The sequence below is a fragment of the Paenarthrobacter sp. NPDC057355 genome (genome assembly GCF_042667405.1).
GTDB lineage: Bacteria > Actinomycetota > Actinomycetes > Actinomycetales > Micrococcaceae > Arthrobacter.
Genome location: NZ_JBHVAL010000039.1, coordinates 1 through 6,083 on the forward strand (window position 1 = coordinate 1; position 6,083 = coordinate 6,083).

The window sequence follows — 6,083 nt, forward strand, 5'->3', positions numbered from 1 at the left end:
GATCCCTGCTCACCACCGACACCACCAACGGCCTGCAACTGACCATCGAAAACTGCTCCGTGGCCTGGACCGGCACCGCCGCCCCCTACACCTGCAGTGGAAACAAAACCACCGTCCTGGCCTCCGCCCCGGTCATCGCAGCGAACAAGGTCCTCAACAACCTCACCTCCCTGACCTCGGCCAAAACCGACAACCTCAAAGTCACCACCGCCTTCCCCACCACCGCAGACAACACCTTCCAAGGCGCCACATCCACCATCGCCTTCGCCTTCACCGGCACCCAACGCACCGAAACCACCAAATAACCACTGAGCCCCGCCGGGCCTGGTCGGGCGCCCCCCTGCCCGATCAGGTCCGCCGGTACGGCTTCCGCTATCCCACAAAGCAATCCCCACAGAACGAAAGGAACGCCAGGACATGAGCGCCATCGAGACCCTCAACGGACCAGCACTCCACGGCCGGCGTTCCGCTGCGAACGCTCCGGCTTTCAAGGCCACCGCCCGGAAAGGGACCACCACCGCCGTGAGCGACACCGCCGTCGTAACCCCCGCCGTCGTAAGCCCCCTGGAAACCGTCACCGAAGCCCCGGCAGCAAAAAGCCCGCTCCGCCGTGTTGCCAGTGCCGTGGCAAGGGTCATCGGAGTGGGTTTGCTGGTCCTGGGCGCGCTGGTGTTCCTGTTCCTGGCCATCGGGCCCCGTGTTCTGGGCTATCAGACCTCCACCATGCTGACAGGATCAATGTCTCCCCTGATCAATCCGGGAGACGTGGTGGTGACCGTTCCGACGCCGATCCAGGACGTCAAAGTAGGCGACATCATCACCTACCACATCCCGGTGGAGGACCAGCGGGTGGAAACCCACCGCATCGTCGAGATCACGACGACCGCAGACGGTGGGGTCGCCGTGCAGACCAAGGGCGACGCCAACAACGGCATCGATCCTTGGATCGCCACCCTCCAGGGCAAGACCGTGGACAAGCAGGTCGCGACCATCCCCTACGTGGGCAACGCCATTCGCGCCCTCCGTGAACCGATGGTGCTGAACACCCTGACGTATGGCGCGCCAGCCCTTTTGGTGATCGGAATGCTGGCTTCCATCTGGACCAAAGACCCCAGCAAGACGGCGCCGGAAGGCGCTGCACAGGCCCAGGCAGCAAGCGGTGAGTGACCGTTCGGCACCTGACCCGGGTTCCAACCCGCTGGAATCGTGCAAGCTGCAAGCGCTGGCCGAGGAGCTGGGAGACTCCCGGCTGGCGCTGCGTTTCTTCTCCACCTATCTTGCGATGCTGCCCGGGCGGCTCCTGAAGTTGTCCAATGGCCTGGGCCGCCACGACCTCGACGCCAGCATGGACGCCGTCCTCAGCCTCAAGATTTCCTCAGCCATGGTGGGGGCCGTGGAAACGGAAACCCAGTGCCGGGCCATCGAAATGATGATCCGGGAGGACCACTTCGACACAGCAGTAGAGGCACTCCCGGAGCTGAGGAAGTCCACCGACCGTTGTTTTGCCGCCGGGCCGCAGCTTCTGGGGACGGGCAGGGATACCGCCTGCCGGAGTCCCCGGAACCCGGCTAGCGGTCAGCCCTGACAGCTTCCTCGGTGTTCTTGACCTCGTGTGGGACCAGGAAGAGCGCGGCAACAGCCAGCACGCCCGCCGCGGCGAACACGTAGAAACCGGCGGGGTACGCGATATTGGCCGCAACCAACGTCCCCGTCACGGCTGGGCCGACGATGGCGCCGAGCCGGCCGACTCCGGCTGCGAACCCAAGCGCGGTTCCGCGGAGCGTCGAGGGGAACAGTTGGCTTACCCACGCGTACACCAGCACCTGGGAGCTGAAGACGAAAATACCCGTCACGAAAACGGCGGCATTAAGCAGGAATTCGTTCTGGATCTTGACGCTCAGGATGGCCAGGAACACAGCCGACAGCCCGAACCACATCAGCACGATCTTCTTGGTCCCGTGCTTGTCGGCCAGGACTCCGGCCAGGAATAGCCCCGCAACGGCCCCGAGGTTCAGGACAAGCAGCAGCGTCAGTCCCGTGCTGACGGGGTATCCGGCAGCAGCCATCAGCTGGGGCAGCCAGGTGTTGAGACCGTAAACCAACAACAATCCCATGAACGACGCCACGCCAATTCCCAGTGCCACCACCGGATACGGCTTCTGCAGCAGGTCGCGGAACCCGGTTTTGGGTGCTGCTTTGGCGGACTGCCCGACTTTTGTGGAACGCTCGACGGCGACAACCGGCTTGGGTTCCCGGCCCGCCGTCGCCGGCGCTGCTTCCGGCAATGACTCGGGCAACTTGGCCCAGAGGAACGGCAAGAGCACCAAGCCCGCAACGCCGCCAATGATGAACATGAGGCGCCAGTTGGGCACGATGATGATGGCCAGGAGGGCTGTTGCGACGGCGCCCACGTGGTATCCGGTCATGGTACGTGTGGTGGACTTTCCAGCTGTGCCAGCCGGGGCGTAGTCGTTCATGTAGGCCAGGGCTGCGGGAAGGCAGGCGCCCAGGCCCAGCCCAGCCAGTAGTCGCAGTACCGAGAACACCGCCACATTTGGGGCAAAGGCAACAGCGATGGTGAAAAGCGAGAAGCCTGCCACGCAAGCGATAAGGAGTTTACGGCGACCGAACTTGTCCGAGAGCGGTGCAATGAACAGTGCGCCCAAGCCGACGCCAACCAGGGAGATGGTGGCGGCGAAGGTGGCTCCCACAGCGTCGAAGCCGAGTTCCCCGGTCTTGATCAGCGTGGGAATGACGGTCCCCAGGACCACCAGGTCGAAACCGTCCAGGACCATGGCCAGCCAACAAAGCCACACGGGCCATTGGGAGCGGCGGGCAGATGACATCGTTGGCATAGCGTCCTCATTGTTGGGGTGCCGGTCAAATGAACGACCGGTCAGTACGAGATTTGTATCACTGCTCTTTGTAACGTCGCACACGTTCTACCATTGAATGGAATTCTGACTGATCGGATTCGCGATTTTGAGTGAAGGCGTCATCGTGGGACGGCTCGAGTGGTTTACGCGTCGATGATGCGCGTGCAGGAAGGTGGCGATGAGTGGCCAACTCAACATCCGGAGACTCCGTGGTGGAACGGGTAGTAAGGGTCATTTCCGCATTCCCGGAGGGCGCGACGTCGCTGCAGCTGACTGAGCTTGCTGAGCGGGCCGGACTGCCCCTGTCCTCAGCTCACCGACTGGTGCGCCAGCTCGCGGAGCAGGGGTTGATTGACTTGGGCGCGGGCGGAACAGTGCGCCTGGGGTTGCGCCTGTGGGAGCTCGTCAACCGCAATTCGCCGACGCTGGAATTGCGCCAGGCCGCAATGCCGTTCATGGAAGACATCCAGCAGGTACTGAACCAAAACGTCAATCTGGCAGTACTCGAGGGGTGGGAAGCCCTGTTTGTGGAGCGACTTTCCCGACGGGGGTCTGTAGCCAACCGGGCCCGGGTCGCAGGGAGGATGCCCATCCACATTTCCTCGGCGGGGCTTGCGTTGATGTCCAACCAGCCCCGCGAACTGCAGGCGGAGTACCTCAAGCAGTTCCGGGACCCTACCGGAAAAGTCACCGCCGACGTCGTCCGTCATCTCCTGGCCGAAGCCGCGCAGCAAGGCTATTCGCAGTTGGCGGGCGTGGTGGATCCTGACACCTGGGGGATCGCGGTTCCGGTCATGGACGCCAGGCGCAGGACGGTGGCCGCGCTGGGAGTGGTTGTTCCCCTTGCCGAGATGCGTCTGCAGGCGTTGGTGCCCGCCTTGCAGACTGCGGCGCGGGGCATCGGCCGGCAGTTGCGTGCAAACAACGACTTCCGTTCAATGGAATCGGTGTAATGCCACTCACTTCCGGCGGGGCACACTGATTCCAAGCTCAACCCGTTCAGCAGAAGACGGGAACCGCAACGAAGCGAGGAATCATGGCACGCACATCGATCACCACCCAGGTAGCCATCATGGGCGGAGGCCCCGCGGGGCTCATGCTTTCCCACCTGTTGGCGAAGCAGGGAATCGACTCCGTGGTGGTCGAGATCCGCAGCCGCAAGGACATCCAGGAAACGGTTCGTGCCGGAATTCTGGAGCACGGCACTGTGAACCTCCTGGTGGACTCGGGTGTGTCCGACCGTGTCCTGCGCGAAGGCGACCGCCACGATGGCATCGAACTGCGCTTCAACGGCGAGAGCCACCGCATCAACTTCAAGGAACTTGTTGGCGAGTCCGTGTGGTTGTACCCGCAGACGGATGTGTTTATGGACTTGGCTGCCCGTCGGGAGGCCGACGGCGGCGACGTCCGTTACAGCGTGTCGGACACTACCGTTCACGATCTTGAGGGCAAGCCGAAAGTTTGGTTCACCGACTCGGAGGGCCAGGAGTTCGAGATCCAGGCCGACTTCCTCGTGGGGGCCGACGGATCGCGCAGCCACTGCCGCTTCCAAATTCCCGAGGCCAACCGCAAGTGGTACTTCCACGAATACCCCTTCGCTTGGTTCGGCATCCTGGCAGAAGCCCCGCGCAGTTCAGATGAGTTGATCTACGCAAATTCCAAAGATGGATTTGCCTTGATCAGCCAACGCACCGAGACAGTCCAGCGCATGTACTTCCAGTGCGACGCCAAGGAGAATCCGGCTGACTGGAACGACGAACGCATCTGGTCCGAATTCCGCAAGCGCGTCAACGGCAACGGCTTCGAGCTGAAGGAGGGGCCGGTTCTGGAAAAGATGGTCCTCCCCTTCCGCAGCTTTGTCCACACCCCGATGCGGCACGGCAACCTCTTCCTCGCCGGCGACGCCGCGCACACGGTTCCTCCGACAGGGGCGAAGGGCCTGAACCTGGCCATCCATGACGTCAAGGTACTGTTCGAGGGTCTTGATTCCTTCTACTCCAACGGTTCTATGGTTCTCCTGGATTCGTACAGCGATCGCGCCTTGAACCGGGTCTGGAAGGCACAGCACTTCTCATATTGGATGACGTCCATGCTGCACACCGTCCCGGGAGCCGATGACTTCGACCGTGCCCGCCAACTCGGTGAGCTGCACTCAGTGGTTACCTCCGAGCACGCCAAGGCTTACCTCGCGGAATCGTACACCGGGTGGCCGACGTCGCGTTGATTTTGGCGCGTTGATCCGGCGCGTTGTCTATTTGGGTGCTCCAGGCTGCCTGCGCCCCTGCCTGGCCTCGTCGCGCCCGCCATCACTACGGGATGCACTGATGCCTGTTCTTGCTTTTGTTTATGTTCGTAGTGGTGTGTGGTGGTGGTTGCGGCGGGGTGTTTGGTGGGGGTCGATGTGGGGTGGGGGGATGAACCAGGGTGTGCCGGTGTCGTTGTTGATGCGCCATTGTTCTTTGTGGATGAGGTGGTGGTGGTGGGAGCAGAGGAGGGTGCCGTTTTCTGTTCCTGTGGTGCCGCCGTGTGACCAGTAGGTGATGTGGTGTGTTTCGCACCAGGGTGCGGGCATGGTGCAGTCGGGGAAGGCGCAGCCTTGGTCGCGGGCGGTGATGGCTTTGCGGATGTGGGGTGGGAAGAGGCGGGTGCTGCGGCCGATGTCGAGGATTTGGGAGTCGGTGCCGAGCAGGACGGGGATGATGTCGGCGTCGCAGGCGATTTTGCGGATGGTGTTGGGGTGCAGGGGGCCGGTGAACGTCGCTGTCCCGGTGCTGATGCCGGGGTTGCTTGCTGTGCTGGGGCCTGTATGAGGGCCGGTGCCTGCCTCTGTAGTGGTGTCGATGGTGGTACCTGTGCTGGTTGGTGGGCCGGTGTGGGTGTAGCGCTTGATGGTGTTGAGGAGTTCGCGGTGGTCGATGGTGACGGTGAGTTGGGGTCGGAGTCCGCCGTTGGTGGGTAGTTTTCCGGTGGTCATGGCCACGGCGCAGGCTCCGACGAGTCCGTCGAGGAGTTTCTGGGCGCGGGAGCGGCGGTCCAGTACCGGCCCGGGGCTGGGCTCGCGGGTGCTGGTGGCGGAGTGCGTGGCTGACGCTGTGCTGCTGTGGGCATCTTCGCTGGTGCCGGGCTCGGTTGTCCCGGGTTCTGTGGTGCTGCTGCCGGTGGTGAGTCGGGGGTTGGTGGCGGTGTTCATGGCGGTGGTGAGGGTTT

6 protein-coding genes and 1 pseudogene are annotated in these 6,083 nt (G+C 63.1%); 5 read left to right on the plus strand and 2 right to left on the minus strand.

Features of this window, described 5'->3' with window-relative positions; translation table 11 throughout:
• The 3 genes and pseudogenes from ACFUOZ_RS21165 to ACFUOZ_RS21175 all read left to right on the plus strand — a co-directional run.
• Positions 1-305 (plus strand): annotated as a pseudogene (locus ACFUOZ_RS21165) (hypothetical protein); the annotation flags it as partial.
• 112 nt (positions 306-417) lie between these two features.
• Complete coding sequence (locus ACFUOZ_RS21170) at positions 418-1,167, plus strand: signal peptidase I (protein WP_377551962.1); 750 nt, start codon at positions 418-420, stop codon at positions 1,165-1,167.
• On the plus strand, positions 1,160-1,585 hold the full coding sequence (locus ACFUOZ_RS21175) for an Hpt domain-containing protein (protein WP_377551964.1): 426 nt from the start codon (positions 1,160-1,162) through the stop codon (positions 1,583-1,585). The genes ACFUOZ_RS21170 and ACFUOZ_RS21175 overlap by 8 nt, the downstream gene beginning before the upstream one ends.
• Here the strand turns inward: ACFUOZ_RS21175 and ACFUOZ_RS21180 are convergent.
• Entirely contained in the window at positions 1,569-2,855 is a 1,287-nt protein-coding gene (locus ACFUOZ_RS21180) for an MFS transporter (protein ID WP_377551967.1), read from the minus strand. The genes ACFUOZ_RS21175 and ACFUOZ_RS21180 overlap by 17 nt on opposite strands.
• A 203-nt stretch (positions 2,856-3,058) precedes the next feature.
• Here ACFUOZ_RS21180 and ACFUOZ_RS21185 point away from each other — a divergent pair, with 203 nt between their 5' ends.
• Both ACFUOZ_RS21185 and ACFUOZ_RS21190 read left to right on the plus strand, forming a co-directional pair.
• Positions 3,059-3,829: an IclR family transcriptional regulator gene (locus tag ACFUOZ_RS21185; protein ID WP_377551969.1), complete on the plus strand. Its 771-nt coding sequence runs from the start codon at positions 3,059-3,061 to the stop codon at positions 3,827-3,829.
• A gap of 83 nt (positions 3,830-3,912) precedes the next feature.
• Positions 3,913-5,100 carry a 4-hydroxybenzoate 3-monooxygenase gene (locus tag ACFUOZ_RS21190; protein WP_377551971.1) on the plus strand — a complete coding sequence of 396 codons (1,188 nt, stop codon included), beginning with the start codon at positions 3,913-3,915 and terminating at the stop codon, positions 5,098-5,100.
• Between the two features lie 120 nt (positions 5,101-5,220).
• Here ACFUOZ_RS21190 and ACFUOZ_RS21195 read toward each other — a convergent pair.
• Positions 5,221-6,083: HNH endonuclease signature motif containing protein (locus ACFUOZ_RS21195; RefSeq protein WP_377551973.1), on the minus strand; the 863-nt coding region annotated here is incomplete at its 5' end.